Source organism: Limnobacter sp., from assembly GCF_036405155.1.
Lineage (GTDB): Bacteria > Pseudomonadota > Gammaproteobacteria > Burkholderiales > Burkholderiaceae_B > Limnobacter.
On the sequence record NZ_DASWYD010000006.1, the window covers coordinates 225,038 to 248,666 of the forward strand.

The 23,629-nt window shown below is 56.8% G+C and carries 19 protein-coding genes; 8 read left to right on the forward strand and 11 right to left on the reverse strand.

Annotated elements, in window-relative coordinates:
* The gene (locus VGE55_RS07340; protein ID WP_331131055.1) at positions 1–2,085 is read right to left on the reverse strand and encodes a TonB-dependent receptor; all 2,085 of its coding nucleotides are present in this window, start codon (positions 2,083–2,085) and stop codon (positions 1–3) included.
* Positions 2,086–2,222: 137 nt separating this feature from the next.
* Here VGE55_RS07340 and VGE55_RS07345 point away from each other — a divergent pair, with 137 nt between their 5' ends.
* The 4 genes from VGE55_RS07345 (at position 2,223) to VGE55_RS07360 (ending at position 7,473) form a co-directional block, all read left to right on the forward strand.
* Positions 2,223–2,591: a VOC family protein gene (locus tag VGE55_RS07345; protein ID WP_331131056.1), complete on the forward strand. Its 369-nt coding sequence runs from the start codon at positions 2,223–2,225 to the stop codon at positions 2,589–2,591.
* A gap of 144 nt (positions 2,592–2,735) precedes the next feature.
* On the forward strand, positions 2,736–3,587 hold the full coding sequence (locus VGE55_RS07350; RefSeq protein ID WP_331131057.1) for a phosphate/phosphite/phosphonate ABC transporter substrate-binding protein: 852 nt from the start codon (positions 2,736–2,738) through the stop codon (positions 3,585–3,587).
* A 3-nt stretch (positions 3,588–3,590) separates the two neighbouring features.
* Positions 3,591–5,669 carry an ATP-binding protein gene (locus VGE55_RS07355; protein WP_331131058.1) on the forward strand — a complete coding sequence of 693 codons (2,079 nt, stop codon included), beginning with the start codon at positions 3,591–3,593 and terminating at the stop codon, positions 5,667–5,669.
* A gap of 133 nt (positions 5,670–5,802) precedes the next feature.
* Complete coding sequence (locus tag VGE55_RS07360; protein WP_331131059.1) at positions 5,803–7,473, forward strand: choline dehydrogenase; 1,671 nt, start codon at positions 5,803–5,805, stop codon at positions 7,471–7,473.
* Here VGE55_RS07360 and VGE55_RS07365 read toward each other — a convergent pair.
* The 8 genes from VGE55_RS07365 to VGE55_RS07400 form a co-directional block, all read right to left on the reverse strand.
* Positions 7,470–8,126 carry an acetoacetate decarboxylase family protein gene (locus VGE55_RS07365; RefSeq protein ID WP_331131060.1) on the reverse strand — a complete coding sequence of 219 codons (657 nt, stop codon included), beginning with the start codon at positions 8,124–8,126 and terminating at the stop codon, positions 7,470–7,472. The two genes, VGE55_RS07360 and VGE55_RS07365, sit on opposite strands and share 4 nt — an antisense overlap.
* Before the next feature lie 7 nt (positions 8,127–8,133).
* The gene (locus tag VGE55_RS07370) at positions 8,134–8,748 is read right to left on the reverse strand and encodes a hypothetical protein (RefSeq protein WP_331131061.1); all 615 of its coding nucleotides are present in this window, start codon (positions 8,746–8,748) and stop codon (positions 8,134–8,136) included.
* Between the two features lie 127 nt (positions 8,749–8,875).
* On the reverse strand, positions 8,876–9,949 hold the full coding sequence (locus VGE55_RS07375) for an MBL fold metallo-hydrolase (protein ID WP_331131062.1): 1,074 nt from the start codon (positions 9,947–9,949) through the stop codon (positions 8,876–8,878).
* Between the two features lie 22 nt (positions 9,950–9,971).
* Entirely contained in the window at positions 9,972–12,263 is a 2,292-nt protein-coding gene (locus VGE55_RS07380) for a DUF3604 domain-containing protein (protein WP_331131063.1), read from the reverse strand.
* A complete protein-coding gene (locus VGE55_RS07385) occupies positions 12,256–13,281 on the reverse strand; it encodes a HupE/UreJ family protein (RefSeq protein WP_331131064.1) in 1,026 nt (341 codons plus the stop codon). Before VGE55_RS07385 ends, VGE55_RS07380 begins: the two co-directional genes overlap by 8 nt.
* Positions 13,281–14,090 carry a peptidylprolyl isomerase gene (locus VGE55_RS07390; protein ID WP_331131065.1) on the reverse strand — a complete coding sequence of 270 codons (810 nt, stop codon included), beginning with the start codon at positions 14,088–14,090 and terminating at the stop codon, positions 13,281–13,283. The genes VGE55_RS07385 and VGE55_RS07390 overlap by 1 nt, the downstream gene beginning before the upstream one ends.
* A 9-nt stretch (positions 14,091–14,099) precedes the next feature.
* Complete coding sequence (locus tag VGE55_RS07395) at positions 14,100–14,849, reverse strand: SDR family NAD(P)-dependent oxidoreductase (protein WP_331131066.1); 750 nt, start codon at positions 14,847–14,849, stop codon at positions 14,100–14,102.
* Positions 14,846–15,976: a glutathione S-transferase family protein gene (locus VGE55_RS07400; RefSeq protein ID WP_331131067.1), complete on the reverse strand. Its 1,131-nt coding sequence runs from the start codon at positions 15,974–15,976 to the stop codon at positions 14,846–14,848. Before VGE55_RS07400 ends, VGE55_RS07395 begins: the two co-directional genes overlap by 4 nt.
* 137 nt (positions 15,977–16,113) lie before the next feature.
* Between VGE55_RS07400 and VGE55_RS07405 the strand changes: the two genes are divergently transcribed.
* Positions 16,114–16,734, forward strand: coding sequence for a TetR/AcrR family transcriptional regulator (locus VGE55_RS07405; protein WP_331131068.1), 621 nt, complete (start codon positions 16,114–16,116; stop codon positions 16,732–16,734).
* Here VGE55_RS07405 and VGE55_RS07410 read toward each other — a convergent pair whose 3' ends face one another.
* Positions 16,735–17,331 carry a TetR/AcrR family transcriptional regulator gene (locus VGE55_RS07410; RefSeq protein WP_331131069.1) on the reverse strand — a complete coding sequence of 199 codons (597 nt, stop codon included), beginning with the start codon at positions 17,329–17,331 and terminating at the stop codon, positions 16,735–16,737. It lies immediately after the preceding gene.
* Positions 17,325–18,419 carry a glutathione S-transferase family protein gene (locus VGE55_RS07415; protein WP_331131070.1) on the reverse strand — a complete coding sequence of 365 codons (1,095 nt, stop codon included), beginning with the start codon at positions 18,417–18,419 and terminating at the stop codon, positions 17,325–17,327. The genes VGE55_RS07410 and VGE55_RS07415 overlap by 7 nt, the downstream gene beginning before the upstream one ends.
* Before the next feature lie 46 nt (positions 18,420–18,465).
* Between VGE55_RS07415 and VGE55_RS07420 the strand changes: the two genes are divergently transcribed.
* The 3 genes from VGE55_RS07420 to VGE55_RS07430 all read left to right on the forward strand — a co-directional run bounded on the left by VGE55_RS07420 (position 18,466) and on the right by VGE55_RS07430 (position 23,620).
* The gene (locus VGE55_RS07420) at positions 18,466–20,904 is read left to right on the forward strand and encodes an arylsulfatase (protein WP_331131071.1); all 2,439 of its coding nucleotides are present in this window, start codon (positions 18,466–18,468) and stop codon (positions 20,902–20,904) included.
* Entirely contained in the window at positions 20,901–21,728 is an 828-nt protein-coding gene (locus VGE55_RS07425; RefSeq protein WP_331131072.1) for an SUMF1/EgtB/PvdO family nonheme iron enzyme, read from the forward strand. The genes VGE55_RS07420 and VGE55_RS07425 overlap by 4 nt, the downstream gene beginning before the upstream one ends.
* Before the next feature lie 113 nt (positions 21,729–21,841).
* Entirely contained in the window at positions 21,842–23,620 is a 1,779-nt protein-coding gene (locus VGE55_RS07430) for a methyl-accepting chemotaxis protein (protein WP_331131073.1), read from the forward strand.
* The last annotated feature ends 9 nt before the right edge of the window (positions 23,621–23,629 follow it).

Consider the following 23,629-nt stretch of genomic DNA (forward strand, 5'->3'; position numbering starts at 1 on the left):
TCACCACCGGTGACTCATGGTCACACCCACCAACACTTGCCGTTGCGCCGCCGGTTCATAAAACTGCTGTTGGGCCTGGTTCACAATCACGGACCCCACGTATTTTTCTGCAAACACGTTGTCCACCCGGGCATAGCTGCGCAATGTCCAGCCGCTGCCGACAGGCAGGGTATGGCCAATTCGCCAGTTGAGCACATCGGCTGCATCGGTTTGCGCGGTATTGGCATCGTTGGCATACATGCGGCCAATGTGGCGGTATTCCACTGCGGTTTCCAGGCGGTCTGACGCTTTGTAAGCCACCTCGCCAAACAGGCTCTGTTTGGGAATCGAGGGCAGGGCGTTGCCCGCAGTCAGCGCATTGTTGGTCGACTTGTATTCGGCGTTGATCCAACTGGCTGCCAATGCGGCAGTCCAGGCGCTGTTGAACCGGTGTTGCAAGCCCAGCTCGGCGCCTTGGCGCCAGGTTCTGCCCGCATTCTGAAAGGCCGTCAGCCCCGAGGCTGCAGACTTCACCACAATTTCATCTCGAGTGTCCACGGCGTACAGGGCTGCATTCAACTTGGTGCTGCCATAGCGTGCTTTGTAGCCCACCTCATATTGCTGGCTTTCAGCGGCGTTAAGGTTCGGGTTGAAGTTGGGGGCACCCGGCACATTTTGGTAAGCAGTTTCCAGCAACGTTGGCGTTTCAAAGCCTTGCCCATACGAGGCATACAGGTTTTGTGTGGGGCTGAGGTAATAATTCACGCCCAGGTTGGCGGTGACTTTGCCGTAGTCTTTAGTGCCACTGCCATCGCCATTGCTCAAAAACTGGTCTTTGGACTCAATCTCAATCGACGAGCTGCGAATGCCAGCCAGCAGGCCCCATTGCTCGCTGAGCAACCACTCGGCTTGAAGGTATTCATCCAGTTGTCTGGCCGTGTTTTGTTCGTACCGGTTGATGGGTTGACCCTCTGCCGCTTGCCCTTGACGGGTTTGTTCCAGCACACCCGCTGTAATGCCGGTGTTCAGCAACAGCGGCGCACCCAACAGGTCCAGCCGGTGCCGCAGGCGCAGGTCGGCGCCATAAAAATCATTGTTCAAATCGATCACCGTGCCACTGGCCACCACTTGCCGAATTTTTCGTTCGCCTGAGTAGGGCGTGAACACCAAGCCCGTGTCTGAGTTGAAGCTGTGGTCAATCACCAGCCCGGTTTGCATTTGCTGCACGCTTTTTCGGCTGTTGCTGACCACCGCATTGGTACCGGCTTGTCGCGGGTTGCTGGCCAGTTGTGCAGCGGTCAAGCCCAGCGGGTCTTGCGCTTCGGGAATATCCACTGCATTCACAATCCAGCTGATCTTGGTGTTGTCCAGCTTGAACACCATTTTGCTGTTGATGTTGTCGCGCCGGGCATGGCTGTGGTCCCGGTAACCATCGGTTTCAAATTGGGAGGCGTCCAGTACCCAGCCAAAGTTTTCGCTTCCGGTATTGAACTGGAGTGTGCTTTTGCGCGCATTGTCTGAGCCTAGGGCAATGCCCAGTTCAGCGCGCTGGCCGGGTTCTGGGTCCCGCGTGGTGATGTTGATCACACCGCCCGATGAATTGCCATACAAGGAAGAAAATGGGCCGCGCAGCACCTCAATCGAATCGGCGGAACTCAAGCTGAAATGCGAAATTTGACCCGAGCCGTCGGGCATGGTGGCTGGAATGCCGTCTGAGAACAAGCGGACACCACGAACACCCGAGGTCGACCTCGCACCAAAACCCCGGATTGAAATCTGCAAATCCTGGGCGAAATTGTTCCGGTTGTTGATGATCAGACCCGGCACGCGGTAACCGGTTTCAGACAGGTTGACCTGGAACCCGCCCGCATTGTTCAAGGTCTCTGGACCGATTTTATCGATGGATGCTGGAATGTCGAATGCGTCCCTGGATTCTCGCGTGGCGGTGACCACCATGTCGTCCAGCGCGGGGTTGGGCGGGTTGTCGCCCGCAATAGACAGTGACGTGGCAGACAAAAGGCCTGCCCCAAAGAGGGCGTGGATTAAACCGGTGTGACGCATGGTGTGTTGAATTTTTTGGCGTTGTTGGGTGTCGAAATCAATCAATGGTCCTCCAGAAAACTTACGGGAACATTGCCGAATGCAATGCTGTGCATGGATTGAACGCCAAGGCGGGAGACGCTGTGCTAATGTCCAACATCCCCGGTTGGTCGGGGTTCAAAAGCTGCACAAGGAGAAAGGCTATGTTGGGTTACATCACGCTGGGCACCGATGATTTGGAAAAAACATCGGCATTTTTCGACAAACTGCTGCAACCGCTGGGCGCCAAACGCTTGCTGGAAGTGCCCCGCGGTGTGTTTTGGGGCACGGACTTGACCAAGCCATTCATGGGCGTCATGAAGCCCTTTGATGGCAAGGCGGCAGCCTGCGGCAATGGCACCATGGTGGCTTTGTCGGTGGGCAGCCGCGAGCAAGTGGACCAAATGTACAAACTGGCCATGGACATGGGCAGCACCTGCGAAGGGGCGCCTGGTGAGCGCATGCCGGGTTTTTATGCGGCTTACTTCCGCACACCCCAAGGCTACAAGATGAATTTCTTCAAGTTGGGTTAAAGGCCCAATCCGCTGACGAGGCCTGGCCCAGTGGGGGCCGGGCCCTAGTGATTCAATAAAGAGTGTTAAATTCGCTCTTTTTAAGATTTATAAATTATTGCAACTGCGATATTCTCTGTTCCGTTTTCGGTACGGAGTGTGTTCATGTTGCGTTGCTTGTTTCCCCGAGCCTTTTGGGGCGTGTTGATGTGCATCGCCCTGGAGCCGTCCGCCTTAGCTCAAACAGCCGTTTACCGCTTTTCGCCCGTGAACCAGTGGGACATTGCAAAAACAGCTGCCTACTGGAATCCCATCATTCAATACGTGAGCGCCAAAAGTGGCGTGAACCTTGAGCTCAAGATTGGTCGAACCTCGGCCGACACCACGGCCTATGTACTGGCCCAGGAAGTGGAGTTTGTCTTTTCAAACCATCTGTTCAGTCCAGACCGGGAAAAGCTCGGTTGGAAGGTGTTTGGCCGGCGCATGGGTCCCATGTTGTATGGCCAACTCGCTGTTCCTGAGGATTCGCCCATTCGCCGTCTGGAAGACCTCAAGGGCGCTGATGTGGTGTTTGCGGGGCCAGAAGCCTTTGTGGGCTACAAATTGCCCTATGCGCAGTTGCTCAACCGCAATATTCCAGTCAATGCAGTGTTTGCGGGCAACCAGAATGCGGCTTTTTCGCAGTTGTTTGCAGGCCGTGCCAAAGCAGTGGGCAGCAATTCTGCATTGATTGACGGTTTTGAAGAGCGGGAAGGCAAGAAGCTGCGCGTGTTGTGGACTTCGGAGGGATATCACGACCTGGCCCTGATGGCAGCATCCAAAGTGCCCGATAAAGACGTGCGTGCGGTGGCCAACGCATTTTTCAACATGCACAAGGATTCACAAGGCAAGGCGATTTTGAAACATGCCTCCGAAGAGGTCGGCCTGAATGAGAAGTACTACTTCACTCCGGCCACCAATGCGGAGTATGCGGCCTATCGACGCTTCTACGAAACCGCGCCGGTGAGCGTCCGTTAAACCATGCTGCTCCGACAGCTCGAACCCTGGTTGCCCGAGTCCCTCGTGGGGCGTGTGTACCTGTTGTACACCGCCACCTTGCTGTTTTTTGTCGCCTTCACGTTCGGCCTTTTTTATTCATTCCAGTACAAGGCGCTGATTGTCGAGGCGCAAGACTCTGCCAACATGCTGGTGGAAGTGGTCTCCCAAACCGTGGGTGACAGTGCCGTGATTGGCGATTATGACACCATCCAGCGCACTTTGAACAAGTCGCTGGTGGGGTCCCGTTTTGCAACGGCACTCTTCATCGACCTTCATGGTGCAAGGGTGTCCAGCCAAAACAATTCCGTGATCCACACCCACGCGCCCGATTGGTTGCGTGCGGAAGTCCAAAGCCAGCTCTACGACGTGAACAGAGCCATCAATGTGGGCGGGCGGGACTATGGCGTGTTGCGCTTTTCATTTGATGTGGATGTCATCAGCGACGGTTTCTGGAAACTCATCCAGGCATCCATGCTGCTGGCCGTGGCCGCTGCGTTGGGTGGGTTTTTCATTATTCGTTACCCGCTAAAACGCTGGTTGACCGGGGTTGAACAAGTCTCGACAGTTTCTGGGCGCAATCTGCGGGAACAAACCGATTTTGCGATCGAAATGATTCAGGCGGTGCCCAGTGAGTTCAGGCCCGCATTCGAGGTGTTGCGCAGAACAACCCTGAATTTGCGTCATGAGTTGAAAACCCGGGACCAGGCCTTGGCCTTGCTGCGGAAACTGTTGGTCAGTCTGTTGCCCGCAGGGGACGAAACAGCGCCGGAACGCAGCGATGACCTGACCGTGGTGACCGAGTATTTGGCCCGAATTGTGGCCGACCGTGAAGCAAGCCGACAGGAATTGCAGCAGGCCAAAGACAGTGCCGAAAAAGCCAACCGGGCAAAAAGCGAATTTTTGGCCAACATGAGTCATGAAATTCGCACGCCACTGAACGGCATTATTGGCATGAGCGATGTGTTGCTCGACATGCCGTTGCGACCCCAGGAACGCGAGTTCATGGAAATTGTTCGTCAGTCGGCCGACCATTTGCTGACCATCGTGAATGAAATTCTGGATTTCTCAAAAATCGAAGCGGGTATGATTACGCTGGAGAGTTTGCCCTATCGGCTTCATCCAGTGGTGGAGTCTGCTGTATCGCCGTTTAAGCCCAAAGCCGACAAAAAAGGCTTGAATTTGCGATTTCACTTGGACGATGGTTTGCCCGATGCTGTGTTGGGCGACTCGCACCGTTTGATTCAAGTGCTGACCAACCTCATCAGCAACGCCATCAAGTTCACGGAGCAGGGCGAAATTGCCTTGACCGTTTCGCCGGTGGTGGAGGCCCGTGGTGCCCGGGACCGAACGCAAACTGCTGCGCAATTGGCAGGCATTCGATATGAATTGCGCGACACCGGAATCGGTATTCCTGCCGACAAAATGGATTCCATTTTTTCAGCCTTTGAACAGGCCGACACCTCCACCACCCGGCATTACGGAGGTACCGGGCTGGGCTTGAGCATCACCAGGCGTCTGGTTGAATTGATGGGTGGTCAGATTGAGTTGAGCAGCGAGTTGGGCAAGGGCAGTGTGTTTACGGTGACCCTGCCGGTTCAGTTGCCCGACTTGGAACACATTCAACCATTGAAAGCAGCTGCGTCGACCAGCGTAGCGCTGCCGCCCCCTGTGAATAGCCCAAGTGGCTTGCCCGTGCTGGTGGTGGAAGACAACCCGGTCAACCTGAAGCTGGCTACCCACCTGTTGGGCAAATGGGGCTACAGGGTGGTTACAGCGGGCAATGGCCGTGAGGCGATTGAGCTGCTGGATGCCCAGGAATGCCAGGCTGTCTTGATGGACATGCAGATGCCAGTCATGAGTGGCATTGAAGCCACCTACATCATCCGTGAGCATGAAAAGGCGCTGGGCAAAGGGCCTGTGCCCATCATTGCCATGACTGCCAATGTGCTGCCCAAAGACCGTGAAGCCTGTCTGACAGCTGGTATGAATGATTACATTTCCAAGCCGATTGAGGCGGCCCAGCTACGCCAGTCCTTGGCCCAATTAACGGCGCATGTCTGACCGAAAATATCAATGATCTCAGGGCTGTGGCCCTGTTGAATGTCCACCGCTTCCTCTATGATGGTTGTCAAAGCTGGGCGCCGATTCTGGCAAACAACCAGCGCATCCCAAGGCAATCAACTGGAGCGAGACAATGGAGACAACACACGATTACGTGGTGGTGGGCGGTGGTTCGGGTGGCTGCGTCGTGGCAGCCCGCTTGAGTGAAGACCCCAACACCACCGTGTGCCTGCTGGAAGCAGGGGGCGATGGCACCGGTGCACTCATCAACATTCCCAGTGGTGCTGTGGCGATGTTGCCCACCAAAATCAACAACTGGGCATTTGAAACCACTCCGCAGCCGGGGTTGAATGGTCGGCGCGGCTACCAGCCACGGGGTAAAACCTTGGGCGGGTCATCAGCCATCAACGCAATGGTGTATGTGCGTGGTCATCAGGAGGACTATGACCGTTGGGCCAATCAAGAGGGGTGTCCGGGTTGGTCGTACAAGGACGTGCTGCCTTACTTCAAGTTGTCTGAAGGCAATGAGCGCATTCGCAATGCCTACCATGGCAATCAGGGTCCACTCAACGTGAGTGACCTGCGGTCCGACAACCCCTTTCAACAACATTACTTGAACGCGGCTCGCCAGGCTGGCTTCAAGATCACCGATGACTTCAACGGTGAGGACCAGGAAGGTGTTGGCATTTACCAGGTGACCCAAAAAAATGGCGAGCGCTGGAGCGTTGCCCGGGGTTATTTGCTGCCCAACCTGCATCGAAAAAACCTCACGGTCCACACCCATGCACTGGTTCAAAAAATTGTGTTTGAAGGCACGCGGGCGGTGGCTGTTGAGGTGAATGTGGGTGGACAGGTGCAGCGCATTGCTGCTCGCAAGGAAATCATCCTCGCCGCCGGTGCGTTACAAACACCGCAGTTGCTGATGGTGTCCGGTGTGGGCGATGCCACCGAACTTCAGGCGCATGGCATCCCTGTGGTGGTCCATTCGCCCGAGGTTGGAAAAAACCTGCAGGACCACCCAGATTTCATTTTTGGTTATCAAACCAAAAGTACCGACAACCTTGGCGTGTCATTGCGCGGCGGTTGGCGCATGTTCAAGGAAATTTTGCGGTTCCGCCGTGAGCGCCGTGGCATGCTGACCAGCAATTTTGCGGAGGGTGGCGCCTTTCTGAAAACGGACCCGTCCTTGTCGGCCCCCGACATTCAATTGCACTTTGTGATCGCCATGGTGGACGACCATGCACGCAAGTTCCACTTGGGCCATGGGTTTTCCTGCCATGTGTGCCTGTTGCGCCCCCGTAGCCGTGGCAGCCTGACCATTCAAAGCAATTCGATGGCCGATGCGCCATTGATTGACATCGGCTTCTTGAATCATCCGGATGACCTGGAGGATTTGGTGAAGGGCTTCAAGATGACCCAGCGCATCATGAATGCACCCGCGCTGGCCAAATGGGTGGTGAAGGACAAGTTCACCGCCCATGTGAAGACCGATGACGACATTCGCGAGGTGTTGCGCAACCGCGTGGACACGGTTTACCACCCAACCGGTACCTGCAGAATGGGCAGCGATGACAAAGCGGTGTTGGACACCGAATTGCGGGTTCGTGGTGTACAGGGCCTGCGGGTGGTGGATGCGTCGGCCATGCCCAGCCTGGTGGGCGGCAACACCAATGCGCCAGTGGTCATGATGGCGGAAAAAGCGGTCGACCTCATGCGTGGCCATTCTCGCGTGGGCTCAGTCGATGAGCCTGAGGTGCTACCCTCCGCCCATGCACAGCTTATGGCTGCAGCACCGGTGGCTTAATGCGCCAGATCGCGGATTTTGGGAATCGGGAACACCATCTCAAAATCCGTGATTTCAAACGCGGCCAACACATCCGCACTGCTCAAGTGCGGAAAATGGTGGCCCATGGTTTGCAGCTTGTGCACCCGGGCCAATCGTGATCTGCCTTTGGCTTGTGGACTGTAAACAAATTCCCGGCCACCCATGCGCTGGCCCAAGGTTTTAAAAAACGCCGGAATCCATGCCGTATTGACTGGTAAACGGGGACCGATGCTGCTGGTTTGCATGTCAAAAAACGGAACACCATCGACACTGGCAATGGTGCGCACATGGCCTGCTTCCGGTTGTGTTTGGGTGAATTCGCACAACTGCTTGGGAATGCCCCAGTTGGCTCGACCGTTGTCCACGCTGGTCTGCGTGGTGACGTAAATGTTGCTGATCGTGCCCAGCCGTTTCCCCGAGAATTCGCAGGTGCCCGGAATGAACAACAGTTCCTGATAGGGGCCTGCATTGGATTCGGTGTAGTTCACGACCATCAGCACGGACAGGGGGCTTTTCAATGTGGTGCGAATGTCTTCCGGAATGGCCCCGTCGTGGCGAAGGTCGCTGTGTCGGGGTTTAAGAACAACAATCGCGCCATTGCCGCGCAAAGTCCACGGGGCAGGGATACCCATCAACACCTCACACAGGCAGCGGTAAGCTGCTGGTTGGCAGTGCGTCGGTGGGCAAGCTGCTGATCGGCAATGCACTGCTGCCGTTGTCCACGCCCGACACCACCATGTTCAAAGGGTCACCCAAGGGTGAATCGGCAATGGGGCCTGTCACCTCGGCAGGCAGCTGGCTGGTCACACCGCCCAAGGCGCCACCGCTGCTGCTGGCTGGGGCTGCGGCGCTGTCGTCGCTGCTGTTGTTGTTGGCCACAAAAGCCACGCCCAGGGCACCCGCTGCCGCTGTTGCCGGCGTCAGGCCCGCAAAGCCGCCGCCCAAAATGCCACCAAACAAACCCATGGATGCCGACTCGGTGTCCTCCGGATTGTCCACGGCAGCAGTGGCTGCATCCTGCACGGGTGCATCGGCTGGCAGCGCTTCGGCTTGCACTGGCATGGGCTGGTCGGTGTTGGCCATGGGCGCTTGTTCGACAACGGGTACTGCCAATTCGGTCACCGGTGCGTCTGCAGGCGTGTTTGCCGGCGCTTGGTCAACCACTGCAGGCATGGATGGAGCGGCATCGGCCGGCATTGCCAAGATGTCTGCAGCAGTCTGAACTGAGTTGGTGTCGTTTTGGTTCGTGGCCATGGTGATCTCAAACAGTGAATGGTTGGGGCATGGGGCGCGGTGTTAAGTCACCGGGCCTCTGCCATTGATACATCGGTTCGCGGCAAACGGATTCGCCAAAACGAGTTCGCCAAAACGGCACATCTCTTTATTGCCAGCGTCGATCGAATTCAACCTGACTGCTGCCTGTCGGCAAGTGGATCAAATCACCGTCCTCTCCAATTCGGAAAGGACCACCAAAGACCTGGGGCGCATTGCCCAAAAACATCTCTTTCATGGGTGGCAAAGGCAGGGGCGGCACAATGTGGCTCAGCACCACATTTTGTACGCCCGCCTGCTTGGCCAGCTTCGCAATCTCGTCGGGTGCGGTGTGGTAATTGGGAATGTCATGAAAAATTTTCTGCAGCTTTTCGCGGTGGTGCTCGCCGGCGATGGCTTGCAGGCGCCCCACCAGTTCAGGGCTAAGGGCCTCATGCACCAGCAGGTTTGCATCTTTGGCGGCCATCGCCAGGTTGGCGTTGGCTTTTGTATCGCCGCTGATGACCACGGTGCGGTCTTTGTAGCGTATGCGGTAACCCACTGCGGGTTCCACGGGTCCATGGTCTACCCGGAAAGCCTCAATGGCGGTGTTTTCGTCTTGATAAACCGGGATGAGGCCTTGTGCGGGCGCATCAAAGGATTGCACTTCAGCACCGGAGAGGTTGGGGACCATGGTGGTCTTGCCGTGGTGAGCGATTCGGTATTGGGTGTCGTGTGCATAGGCTTCTTCAAAGCCTTTGACCACTTGGTCCACACCCGTGGGTCCCACCACTTTCAGTCGCTCATCGCCCGTGGTTTGGGCCCAGCGGGTCATCATGATTTCACCCAGTCCATCGATGTGGTCTGAATGAAAATGCGTGAGAAACACCGACTGGATTTGCCCCGTACTGAACTTCATGCGCGAAATTTGCTTGGCAGACCCGCTGCCGGCGTCAAACAGAAACACCCGTTTTCCGGCAATCACCAAGGTGCACGGCGCACCCCGTTGAGGGTCGGGAAAAGGGGAGCCTGTTCCGCACAGGCCCACATGCAAACCATCCACCAGGCCTGCCAGTGGGTTGCCCATGCGTTCGCCGACCATGCGTTCCACAATCTTGCCCGTGATGGCCTCGCGCTGGGAATACACCACTGCGCCGCCCACCAGTAAAACACCCAATACACCAACCGCTATTTTTTTAATCATGAGGGGTCATACTCCTGTTGTTTTATTCAACCCAAATTGGAGAAGTCCATGCCCGCTCTTGCTGGGTAATGAAGCGGAATTCACCCTTGAAGTTTCCGGGTTCTCCGCTGATGCGGCAGCACCCTTCATACCCCGCAAAACCGCTGCTGGCCGGGAATGCACCGTTGGATTTGTCCAGCGCTTCGCATTTCACTTGTTTGGCTGCACACATCCGGGTGGTCCAGCGGCACGAGCTGTTCTCCAGAGCGCGTGCGTAATACGACGCACCCAGTTTGGGGTCAAAGTTTTTGTCCTGAAACACCGCACACATTTGCTCTGGGCCTTTGTACTCCATTTCACAGCGGTTGCCTGGTGTGGGCGCATTGCGGTTTTCCTGCAAAGTAAACAGCTGCTGCTGAATGGCTTGCTGTCCGTTGGCCCACACCTTTACCAACTCCAGTTTTTGTAGGGGAATGCCCGGCTCGTCGCCGCCCGGGTCCTGAATGGCGTAGGCCACCACATAGGGTCCACCTTTGCCAGCGTCCAGCGTGCCACCCATGGGAACACCGTTCACCAAGCCATCTTCAATGGGGCTCTCGCCGCGGCCCAAGCGTTCACAAATGTCGGCGGGGAAGGGCTTGTTGGACGCCAAGGTGCGAATGCGCATCCGCGAACCCGATGTGGCGAAGGTTTCCCGACGTTTCAGGGCTGCAAAAATTTCCTTTCGGGTGTTTTCCCGAGCCCACACACCGGCCAAACCGCCGGGTGTGAAGTTGGAGGCAACCGCTGCAAAGTAACGGTCCTGGCAATTGTTGGGATCATCGGGTGAGCCTGTGCCCACAGGTGGCTTGAACCCGGTGACCGAGTCGGTGGGCAATGCCGGTGGGCGACATTCCCAGCGGCCCAGCACCTCGGCGGGTTCATCGTCGAGCACGCCACCGTGGCCCGGGTTTTGGGCAAAATTGGTTTTGTCGGTTCTGCCCGCCAAGCCGTTGTGGGTGTCACTGGAACCAATAAAACCGTACTGGTAGGGGTTGATGCCCAATTTGCGTTTCAGTGCCATGCCTTCTGGAATGACATTGCGTGCATAGTCCAGCGGGGCTGTACAGTCATTCGGAGACGATGCACCCGCGCCGCTGCTGGTACAGGGTTGCGATGCATGAAGGGACTGCTTGCTGCCTTGAAGTCGATTGACCTGGCAGAAGAGGGGGTCGGACGCTTTGCCCTTGCACACCCGCGCACACTCGGCCGGGTCATCGGGCAGGCCCCTGCACAGGGTTTTCCATTCTTCAAATCCGCAGCCTGATTCCTCGCCGCCCACCAGGCCTTTGTTAAAACCGGTCAGGCATTCGCTAACCCCCTTGTGCTGCGCAATTTCCATCAAGCGGTCGAGCCGATTGCGCAGGGTGGCGTCTTCTTTGGTTAGTGTGGCGTTGTTGCGGGCCAATGGCAAACCGGTGTTGACTTCGCGAGGGCGGGCAAATCGCCCATCGCTTTGGTTCATGCTGTGCGGAATGGTCACCACATCGCAGCCATTTTTATCCAGACACTCGGTTTTCAGCTTGTCGAACAAGCCCCACTCGTCGTTGGTGTTGTCATTGGTTGGCAACGGGGCGATCGAGCTCACCACATCCGCAGGCACTGTGCTGCCTGCAAAGATCACATTTCGGTGCAGCACTTGCCCGCCCTTGTTGGACGAGAATTCGTAACCTTTGAAGGTGGTGAATTTGCAGGGCTCATTCTCCTCTTCCGCAATGGCTTGAATGTCCTGCCAGGTGCGGGTGCTGGGCACACGGCTGCCTGCGCTCGTCACCAGCTGCAGGTACAGCGGCACATCGCCGGTGATGAACACCGACACGTTGTCGCGAATAAAGCCACCCAACACATCGCAAGCCGGGTTGGTGCCAGCGGGTATGTTGCCTTGTGCCTGGCAAATGTTGTAGAAGGTGCCCAGTTGTTCTGCGTGTTCAGTCACCGCTGCAAAGTCCAGCGGACGGCCAATGTTGACCTTTCGTTTGGCAGTGTCGGGGTCGTCGCCCGATGGCAAAAAGCCGTCAGCACCCTTGGCAAATCGATATGCCTCACGGGGCCCGTTCAGTGAATTGAAAAAGTACGCATCAAACGACAGCTTGGTGTGAATGTGCAAGTCGCCGAAAAAGGCCTGCTTGCGGTTGCTGGTGGTTTTGGCGCACTCCACGTCCTTGGGCACCTCAGCAGGGGTCACGTTGGTGCCCTGTCCCGTCGTTGAAGCAGGCTCATCGCCTGAGCCCATACAACCGGCCAACAGCATGAGTCCACTCAGGCTGAGGGTGAGTTTGAGTGCAAGGCTACGCATAGGTGGCAATCCTTTCGACAGTCCAGAACAGGGCGAAACCGCCCGTGAGAATAATGATCGCCTGCTCACCCCAGGGCATCAGCCGGGCGTCATGCCGGTTTGAAATGTGGGTGAACAGCGCAAACAGTGCGGCCATGGCGGTTACGATGAGCAATTGACCCAGTTCAATACCCAGGTTGAACAGCAGCAAAGCCGACATCAACTGGTCAGCCGGAAATCCACGGTCTTCCATCGACAGGGCAAAGCCCGAGCCGTGCAGCAAGCCAAACATCAGCACCACCAGCAATTGCGATCGGGCCATGCCTTGTTGCACCTGCTTGGGGTTATGTAGCGCCAATTGCACCGCCACCCACAAGACGCTCAAGGCAATCCAGGCTTCGATGGCGCGTGTGGGCACCACAATCCAGCCCAACACCAGCATGGCCAGCGTCAGGCTGTGGCCCACGGTGAATGTAGTGAACAAGCCCAGCAGTTGTGGCAGGCTTTGCTGCCGTTTGCGCCACAACAGGTAAAGGCCCGCCACAAACAACACATGGTCCATGCCAAACAGAATGTGTTCCAAACCAATCAGCAGGTAGTCCAACAAAGGCCCTTCGCTTGCCTTGCTCGGCCCCAGGGGCATGGTTGGTTTTTTTGGCGTTAGAACGCCGGTCAAAGACTGGCCATCCAGCAATTGACCAGAGACGATCAAGTCGGGTGCCAGCCGTGTGAATCCGGACGCTTGCAGGGTGTGTGTTCGCAACGGTCCATCGCAGATCAATCGCGCCCGTTGTATCACCTCCCGGTCTTCTTCCCAGGTGGTGACCACGTCGGCCAATGCACAGTTGGGCGACAGCGAAAACTCCATGGGTGGCACTGTGCCGTCTGCGCTTTTGCTGCGCTTGAAAACAACCTGAGCCTGCCCGGGCCCCAATTCATGAATGATGAGCGCTGCCGTGCCCATTTCATGTGCATACACTGGTGCACATGCCAACAGCAGGGGCAGGCCAAACATCAGGCGGCGCAGCAGGCCCACCATCACTGCTTAACCTCGTGAATGCTGTATTTCGATTTCAAGGCTGCCACACTGGCGGCGTTGACAGCCTCGCGCTGAGCCGCCATCAGGTCCACTCGAACCCGCTCGCGGGCTTCTTTCAGCGCCATGGTGTGCCCACCGTCGTTGGCCTCCACGCGAACCAGGTGCACGCCCATGGCCGAATTCATTGGTTCGGACCAAACACCGACAGGCAATTCCAGAATGGCTTGCGTGACTGTGCCACCCAGCTCACGGAGCAATGTGCTCTCGTCCACTGGGCCGTGGGTGGTGTCCAGCGGGAATACATCCATGGTCAGCAGGGTTTTGCCTTGCTCCAATTCTTTGCGCAGTTGCTGCGCATCGTAAATGGCCTGGTCCCCGCGTTTTCCCCGGCTGAAAAACAGGTGGGTCAGTGTCAGGCGGTGCCCGGTTTGGTATAGCTCCGGGTGTTTGTCCAACCAGGCTTGCAACTGCGCGTCGGTGGGCTCGGCAATGGGTGTCATGTCTTCCAGCATGAAACGCATTTTTTGAACCACGCGACGCTTCACAATGAGGTCGTCTTTTTCCAACCCCAATTTGAGGCCTTCGCGATACAACACCTCTTCTTCAATGGCTTTGTTCAGTGCTTCCTCAGGCTTCAAGTCCTGTGGCAATGCACCTGCGGGCTGTTGCACCTGGTCCAGCACAAACTGGCGGTAGGCCGGGGTGATCTCTATCACATCGGTGGGTGCCGTTTTTGGCGCAAGCCATTCAGCGATACCGATGCCACAGGCCACCAAAACAAAGCCAATCAGGGTGTGGTTGGGTTTCATCGAAACAGGTCAAACCTTCATGTATTTCCACAGGCCGGTGGGGATGCTGCTCATCAACGGCTTGATGAATTTCCAGGGGTAGCCGGGTACTACGCCCACGGCGTGCTTTTTCTCAATGTGATCGGCCGTTTCCCTCGCAGCTTGCTCAGCAGACACCAGGAAGGGGAATTGCTCCATGTTGTCGACAATTTCTGTTTTCACAAAACCGGGCAAAATCTTGGTGAAGTGAATGTTGTGTTTCTTCAGTTCAATGGCCGCACAATCCATATACATCGAAAACGCCGATTTGGTTGCACAGTAAGCGGCCTGTTTGGGGATGGGGGTGAGCGAGGCCAGCGACGAAATACCCACCACATGCCCCCCTTTTTGGGTGCGGAAATAGCTTGCCGCTGCATCCACGGTGGCAATGGCACCCATCAGGTTGGTTTGAACAATCGCGAGCTGTTCGGCCAGTTGGCCTTTGCCCACGGCCGTGAGTTCATTCACACCCGCGTTCGCCACCACGGTGTTGACGGTGCCCAGTCGCTCAATCAAGGTCTGCATGGCCGGCGCAATTGCTTCACAGTTGTTCACGTCCAGGCTCAACAATTCAACATGCAAATTTGGATGTTGCGCATGAATGTCCGCTTTCAAGGCCTCCAGTCGGTCGATTCGGCGGGCGGTCAGGCCCAGGTGGTGCCCGCGCCTGGCCAGTTCCAGCGCCAATGCTTTGCCAATGCCAGACGATGCACCGGTGATGATGGTGGTGGTGTTGCTCATGCTGCTTGCTCCAGAAAATTCGATGGCAGTTGTTCGACGCTGACGTTCAAGGCTGCACGACTGACCCGTGGCAGGTCCAGGTCCAGTAGATGCGCTGCGCCATAATTGCCCAGCCATTGGCGCACCTGCGCCTGCTCCGATGGGTTCATGGCCCGGTAAGCGTCCAGTGCACGCTGCAGCATCCAAACCATGTAAGGCAGCGCACCCCGTGTGAATGGCTCGCCTGCCATGGTGGTGGTGACTTGCCCCACCCGGCGCGGCAGCTTTTTGTTCAAACCGTGCTTGGCTGCATATCGTGCGGTGTTTTCAGCCACAGCCTCTACCATGGGTACAAACTCGTGGAATACCGAGTAAAACACTGCATCCAGCGAACGTGGAATGCCGTCATCGGGCAGCAATACGCCTTTGCTGTAGGGCGCGGGGTTTTTCATCCGCTCCAGCCATACACTCAAGTGTTTTCGGGGGGCAACCAGTTCACGCTTGGGCCAGGGGTCACGCCCCAAATGCCCGTACATGGTGCCCACCAGGCTGAAATCGCCCAGGCTTGGCCTATCCCCCAAAAGGAAGGGGGTGGCGGAAAAATGCGCATCCAACGCATCCAGCATCTTCGTTGTCCAGCGGTTCATGGCATCGTACTGCTCCGGCACAATCCCAACGTAGGGCAACATGCCTCGCAAAAACCGGGCTGGCTTTGCAGCGACCCTTTTTTGCAGAAACCACGGAGCCCAGGGCAACAGCGCTTTGCCAGCATCGTGTTCAAACAAGGCGTAGTTCTCCGGGTAATTCCAGCGGGTGTGCATGGCAATGGGTACCCACCATTCATCGCCCCAGGCCTCCAGCAACAGTGATGCAAAGGTTTGCACCGGTGTGGCGGGCATCACCGGGTTTTCTGGAAACAGCGACTCGATGTGATCGATGATCACGCTGGTGTCCTGAATCCATTCGCCTTGGGGTGAGAGGAGCACCGGCAGGACTGCGGCGCCTGTTTTTTTCTTGATGGTCCAGGTCAGGGTGAACAGATTGACGGGTTTCAGGCGAAAGTCCACCTGCTTATAACGCAGGTAGCACAGCGCTTTTCCTGTGAAATAGGACAGGTGCCAGCCAAAGAGGGTGTATTGTTGTCTCATCGTAGCCCTTCTGGTGGGGTTGTGCGTTAGGGGTAAATGCCCGTTCGGGCAGCTTTACTCAAACTCTAAGATTTACATAGTGTCTATTTTGGGTGGATTGTGACACAATGACTGCCATGATGGAAGGATTGCAAGGGATGATTCAAGAAAAAACTCGCGAAAAGCGCCCCTACCTGGGCAAAGAAGAACGCCGCAAGTCATTGCTGAAAACAGCGGCTGACCTGGTGGAAAGCCAAGGCTGGGCGGTGCTCACCATGAGTGCACTTGCCGACAAGGCAGGTGTTTCTCGCCAACTGGTGTACCAGCACTTTCCGAACCTGGAAAGTTTGCTGGCAGCAACCGCCATGAACATTTACATGTCCACCGCAGAAGGCACCGGCAAAGCGATTGCCCAGCACGCGGGTGACATCAAAATGGCCATTCGCACGGCCGCTTTGGTGTCGCTGGATTTGCCTCGCGGCCGCGGTGATGCCCTGTGGCAACTGGTGTCTGGCACCACCCTGGGTTCGCCCGAGTTGGAAAGCATCCGCATTGGTATTCGCGAAACCATTCTTCAATTGTGGGCACCCATGCTGAAGCAACTTCGCGATGGCGATGAAAAGCAGGGTCGCACGCTGGCCTGGATGCTGGTGATGGCCTTCTGGGGTGTTCGCCAAATGATTCGGGATGGCTTGATCACCCGTGATGAAGGCCTGATCGAAATGGACCGGGTGCTGGACCGCATTTTGCCCAAGTCCCAACAGGCGGTGACCGCTTGATCAAGGCTTGATCAACTGCAGTGCGCAACGCCGCATCACCTGCTTGGCGCTGCGCACCGACAAGCCTTGGTCCCGTCTAAGCCGTATCCAGGTTTCGATGCTCAAACACAGGTCCAGCGCCTCAAACAGGGTGTTGTCATTCACCATCTGCTCGGGTAAAAACAGCTTCAGCAGAAAACGCTGCATTTCCACATTTCTGGCCTGCTGTTCCCGCAGGTAAGCGGATTCATGCAGATGAACCAGGCTGGACAATTGCATGGGCATGAGTTGTTCAAACATGTGGGACCGTCTGTCGATCGCGTGCAGCAAACGCGCTTCAACCGTGTCACCTTGAACGGGCTTCTTTAGGGTCTCCAACACCTTTTGGTCCATCGCCGCGCTGATTTCCCGGTACAGGGTTTCCATGTCATCAAAGTGACGAAACACCGTGCGCAATGCCACCCCTGCGCGCTCACTGACCTGTTCGGCTGTGGGTGACATCACGCCTTCACAGGTCAAATCAATGAGCGCTTGAACAATCTGTTTTCGATTGTTCAGTCCCCGGGTGCGGCGTCCGTCGGTGCTTGGCTCGGTGTCGTGGGTTGTGGTTTTTACCATGTGCGTGCAACCATGTGGCGACCCTGCTTGGGCTGTATGGGCAGACTTTGTATTTGCGCTTCAATCGCGTTGGTCACCGGTGCTGCAAGGGCATTGCACAATGCAGGCTGCCAGCCTTGAAGTGTTTGCTGTGCCTCTGCAGGCAAAGCCTGAAACTGACCGCGCAAACGCTGAAAGCGCCAGGCCCTGTAGCGTTGCACCGGCACGGTGAGGTCAACACCAGCGCTGTGGAATGTGAAGCGCTTTATTCCGTTCAACACGGCGTGTTCATTGGCCTGTGCATAGGGCAAGAATTCCTTCACCACCAAAGTCATGACAGGGTTGAGCACGGGCAGTGCCCCGGCGGGCATGGGTTGTTGTTCAAGGCGATCCAGCCGTGTATTCCACAGCCGCGCCACCCATTCCATCACATTGGGCGCTTGCCGCCGCATGATGCCAGCGGGCGTGGGGTCAGAAAAAAAGTGCCTGAACATGGAGCCGAAAAAACCGTAGTCGGCCAAGGTGGGCCGCTGCCCCATCACATACGGTTGGTGCTGAAGAACCGCCTCCAGCGCAGCCAAACACTCGATGTAATGCGCCTTGATGCGATGGCCCGTTGAAGGTCGATACCCGTCCATCCACAAAAAATGCAGTTGCTGGCGTTTGGTAATCACCCATCGGCGCAGCGTGGTGGGCAGCGGCACATCGCGCATCATGCCCTCGGCCAGGCGTTGCCCCATCAAGCGGGCATCGTGTGGGTTGGCCCAGCGGTGCGCCAGGGCAGGGCGCCACAGCCATTCATCGGCAAAGTCTTCCAGAACCCGGCTGGTGAACCATGCTGCCGGGTCTGAGGGGGTGATCGATGTCTCTGGGTGAACGCCTTCCATGAACGGCAGAATCAACGTGGTGTCGCTTAGCCATTCACCCTGGTTCCATTCCACTTGCGGCATTTGGGCCACGCCCGTGGCCTTGCCGCAGGTCTTGAAATCCCGCGTGTCCATTTCAATCAGTTCGTAGGCAATGCCTTTCCCGCGAAGGTAGGCCTCCAGTTTGCCGGTGAAATACGAGAGGTCCAGGCCATGCACTTTCAATGGTGTGGGGTGGTTCATGTTGTTCTTGTGATTCGTCCAGGATTTGAATATAGTGACACAAAGCGTGCCACTATTCCAAGAAATTTCCAACATCGACCGGGGAGACAACATGGCCGAGCAGGACAATACAAAACGACAAAAGCGCCGTGCCTTCCTGGCCGGCATGGCAGCGGGTGCTGCTGGGGCAGGAGTGGTGGGCAGTGGAGCCTACGTGGCCGCCTCCAAAGCCAAAACCTTGATGACACCCAAAGCACTGGAGCCCGGGCAGGCTGCCCAAGTTGGGCTGTCCTTCGCAGATTCCAGGCCAGCCAACACCGAGCGGAAAAAGGCCAAGGCGGGCTCTCCCAATGTGGTGGCCATTATTCTGGATGACTGCGGCATTGCTGACCTGGGTTGCTATGGCAGTGAAATCAAAACGCCCGCCGTGGACGGCCTGGCCAAACAGGGTTTGCAGTACACCAACTTCCGCACCACAGCCATGTGTTCACCCACGCGCGCCTCATTCCTCACGGGCCTCAATCACCACTCCGCCGGGGTGGGCTGGTTGGCCGACATTGATGCCGGTTACCCAGGCTATCGGGGGGACCTCACGCACGAAGCCGCCACACTGGCCGAGGTGCTGCGCGATGCGGGCTGGTCCACATTTTTGGTGGGCAAATGGCATGTGAACAATGCCAACACCACGGGTGCCAACGGCCCGTACGACAACTGGCCCACGCAACGCGGCTTTGACCGGGCGTATTGGTTTCAGGGACACTCCACCGATTATTTCAAACCGTCTGAGTTGTTTGACGGCGTGGCGCCTGTTGAACCGCCGGATGACCCAAACTACTACGTGTGCGATGACCTGACCGACCGTGCCATTGCGTATGTGCGCACACAAAAAGCTCTGGAACCCCACAAACCTTTTTATTTGCATGTGGCCTACCCGGGGCCTCACTCCCCCTTGCAGGCCAAGCCGCAAGACCGCGATGCCTACAAAGGCCAGTATGACGAGGGGTGGGATGCGGTGCGCGCCAAGCGGCTGGAACGCCAAAAGAAATTGGGCCTGATGCCCGACACGGTGGAACTGCCTCCGCTGAGCCTGGGCGCAACGGAATGGAGCAAGGTGCCCGCAGAGCACCGCAAAATCATGTCCCGGTACATGGAGGTGTATGCCGGCCTGATCAGCAATCTGGACATGAACATTGGCCGCTTGATGGCAAGCCTTGAAGAGATTGGCGAGCGCGACAACACGATTGTGGTGCTGTTCTCGGACAATGGTGGCTCGCCGGAAGGCAGCCCCACCGGCACGCCCAACGTATTTGCCCCTGCATTTGGTCGGCCAGTGCCCGTAGAGGAAGCCGCGAAGTTGTATGACGTGATGGGCGAGGAGGGCACATTCCCGCATTACCCCATGGGCTGGGCAGCCTGCTCCAACACGCCCTACCGCCAATACAAGCAATACACCCACCTGGGTGGCGTGGCCGACCCTTTGATTGTGAGCTGGCCCAAGGGCATAACCGCCAAAGGTGAAATACGGCACAACTTTGTGCACGTGATTGACCTGTTCCCAACACTGCTGGAAGCCACCGGTGTTGAGCGCCCCAAAACCTACAAAGGCCAGGTGCAAAAGCCGGTGGAGGGCCAAAGTGTGTTGCCCACCTTCAGCAAGGCCGATGCGCCCACGCGGACCGAACAATATTTTGAGTTGGGCGGCAACCGGGCCTACCAAGAGGGTAATTGGCGACTGGTGGCCCGCCATACCAAGGGCAAGGATTTTGAAAAAGACCCCTGGGAACTGTACGACTTGTCGAAAGACCCCAATGAACTGAACGATGTGGCCGATGTCCACCCGGACATTGTGAAGCGGCTGATGGACAAATGGCTGCAGGCTGCACAGCTGTACCAGGTGTTGCCGCTGGACGACCGCAATTTTGTGATTCGCTTGGCGCAGGACCGACAGCAAAAAAGCCTGCGCGAGGCCTGGACATTTCACCCACCGGTGGAGCGCTTGGCGCGGGATGTGGCGCCCATTGTTTGCGGGTTTTCGCACACAGTCGACATTGAATGCGAACGCCTGCCCGGCAAGGGTGATGGTGTGCTGGTGGCCCAAGGGGCCAAATACGCCGGTTGGGTGCTCTACATCCAAAACGGCAAGCTGGTCTACGAGCAAAGCTTGATCCCCTGGGTGGAGCGCATCGAAGTGGCCGAGGCTTTGCCCGAGGGCAAGCTGAACATTCGTTACCAGCAGACCATGACTGCACGGCCTTTTGATGGGGAAGGGGCCTTGTTTGTGAATGGCAAGAAAGTGGCGCAACACACCTTCAAGCGGGTGCTGTTTTCCACGTCTTACGATGGCTTTACTTTGGGCAGCGACCTGGGCAACCAGGTGTCCACACGTTACAAAGGGCCGTTCCCTTTTCAGGGCAAGTTGGGTGTGGTCAACATCCGGGTGGACATCAGCAAATCCACCCCGGTTGAAATGCTGCGCTTCATCAACGCCATGGGGCTGAACGTTTGACGCGGGTCTTCATTCCCGGCGGTACCTTCCGGATGGGGTCCAATGATCACTATCCGGAAGAGCGCCCGGTTCGCTCGGTCAGTGTTGAGCCATTTTGGCTGGAACAAACACCGGTCACCGTGGGGCAGTTTGCAGAGTTTGTGCGGGCCACAGGCTGGGTTACACAGGCAGAGCAGCAAGGCTCGTCGCATGTGTTTGTGCCCACAGCCGGGTCGGTGGATTTGAACAACCCCGCCTTGTGGTGGTTGCCCACAGCCGGTGCTTGTTGGCACACCCCCAGAGGGCCTGCCGCCGGCCAAACACGGCTCGACCCACAAACGCCCGTCACCCACATTGCATTGGCCGATGCAAAAGCCTATGCGGCTTGGGCGGGTGGCCGACTACCCACCGAGGCTGAGTGGGAGCGTGCAGCCCGTGGCGGGGTTGATGATCAACCGTATGCCTGGGGCCACGAGTTTGCGCCCAACGGGCAGCGCATGGCCCATGTGTGGCGTGGGTCATTTCCGTGGTACTACGCGCCGGGTGGAACACCAGGCCCATGCCCAGTGGGCCAATTTGCAGCCAATGGCTATGGTTTGCTGGACATGATCGGCAATGTGTGGGAATGGACAACCTCCAGTTATGCCCAAACCGACAAACCCGCTTGCTGCAGTTGCCACCCCACGCAAGACGCCCAGCAGCTTTGGACCCTCAAAGGGGGCTCACACCTGTGTGCGGCTGAATATTGCCTGCGCTATCGGCCAGCTGCCCGAATTGGTGTGCAAGGCACCGCCGCCACGTCCCACATCGGCTTTCGAGTTGCTTACAGCAATCCCGAGAATTGACCCGCTTAGGGTAGTCTTTTTTGGGTATGGGCTTGGGGTTTGCCCTCGGATAATCAAATTAACGTCAAGCCAAAGCGGCCTGATTGTTTAACATTTCAATCACGAGGAATAACATGAGCGGCTTAGCTTGGTTTGGTTCGAAATCCATCGAACAACTGCAGGGGCAATTGCAGGTCTTGGGTGACTCCCCTTCACCCCAACGTTTGCAGTCCGGCTTGTTTGATGTTGGTGCGCTGCCGGTATCGGCGCACGCATTGGCCAAGCAACTCAATGCCTTGGTGGGCAGGCTGCAGAGCCGTGTTGCCCAACTGGAGGCAGACCATGCCGAGCAATCCTCAACCCTGGACCGATTTGTTCAGGCTCAGGCTGAGATGGCCCGCTATCACAATGAGCAGGGTCTCATCTCCAAAAACATCGACGAGGCGGCTTTCCAGGGTGTGTTTAAAACCATGGCCAACAACGTCAACACCATGGTGCAGGCCCACATCAACGTCAAAATGCGCATGGTGGACTTGATCACCAAATACTCCAAAAATGATTTTTCCCAGTCGATGGACACATTGCCGGGCGAAAAGAAAGTGGTGTCCGATGCGGTGCAGGAAGCCAAACGCATCATGGAAACCAACTACAACGAACTCGACAAGTTTGTGAAAGCCCAAACCGAAATGTCGGTTCAGCACAATGAGTTTGGCATCATTTCCCACAAAATTGATGAGCATGCATTCACCGGTCATTTTCGTGACATGGCCAAGGGTGTGAACGACATGGTTCAGGCGCACATCAATGTGAAAATGCGGATGGTTGAGTTGATCACTGAATATGCCAACTCAAACTTCAGCCAGGACATGGAAACCCTGAAAGGCGAAAAGCGCGTGGTGTCCAATGCCGTCCAAACCGCCAAGCAAATCATGGAACAGTCCCATGAAAGCCTGAAGAAAGTCACGGAAGTGTTTGAGGCCATTGCCAAGGGCGACATTACACAGAAGGTTGAAGGCCAATACACTGGCCTGCTGGCCAATGTACAGAAAAACGTGAATACCACCGTGGACCGTTTGGCCGAAGTGATTTCCGATGTGCGTCGCAATGCGCATCAACTGAACCATGCGGTGCAGGAAATCACCAAAACCTCCACGTCGCTGTCGTCCAGTGCCAGCGCACAAGCCGCCAGTGTGGAAGAGGTGACAGCCTCCATCGAGGAAATTGCAGGCTCGATTCGCCAAAACAGCGACAACAGCCGCGTGACCGACCAAATTGCCGGCAAAGCCGCAACGGAAGCCAAAGAGGGTGGCCGTGCAGTGCAGGAAACCATGCAGGCCATGCGCGAAATTGCCAACAAGATCAGCATTGTGGATGACATTGCCTACCAAACCAACTTGCTGGCTTTGAACGCAGCCATTGAGGCGGCCCGAGCTGGTGACCACGGCAAGGGTTTTGCGGTGGTGGCCACGGAAGTTCGAAAACTGGCCGAACGTTCGCAACTGGCTGCCCAGGAAATTGGCTCGCTGGCCGAAAGCAGTGTGCGCATGGCTGAAAAAGCCGGTACCTTGCTGGATGAAATGGTGCCCGCGATCAACCGAACCTCGGACCTGGTGCAGGAAATCACTGCTGCATCCTCTGAGCAAAGCAATGGTGTGTCTCAAATCAACGAGGCGATGGGCAACCTGAACCAGCAAACCCAGCACAACGCAGCGGCATCGGAAGAGTTGGCAGCCACAGCCGAAGAAATGAATGCACAGGCCCGCGCCTTGCTCGACATGATGGCCTTCTTCACTGTGGGGCAGGAACGCGGCATCTCTGAATTCGTGATGGGTGGTTCGTCCAGCGCGAAGAGTGCATCCAGTTCACGCAAAGTTCATGCGTCAGCCGGGATGGATCAGTTTGACGATTTCTAATCATGAACG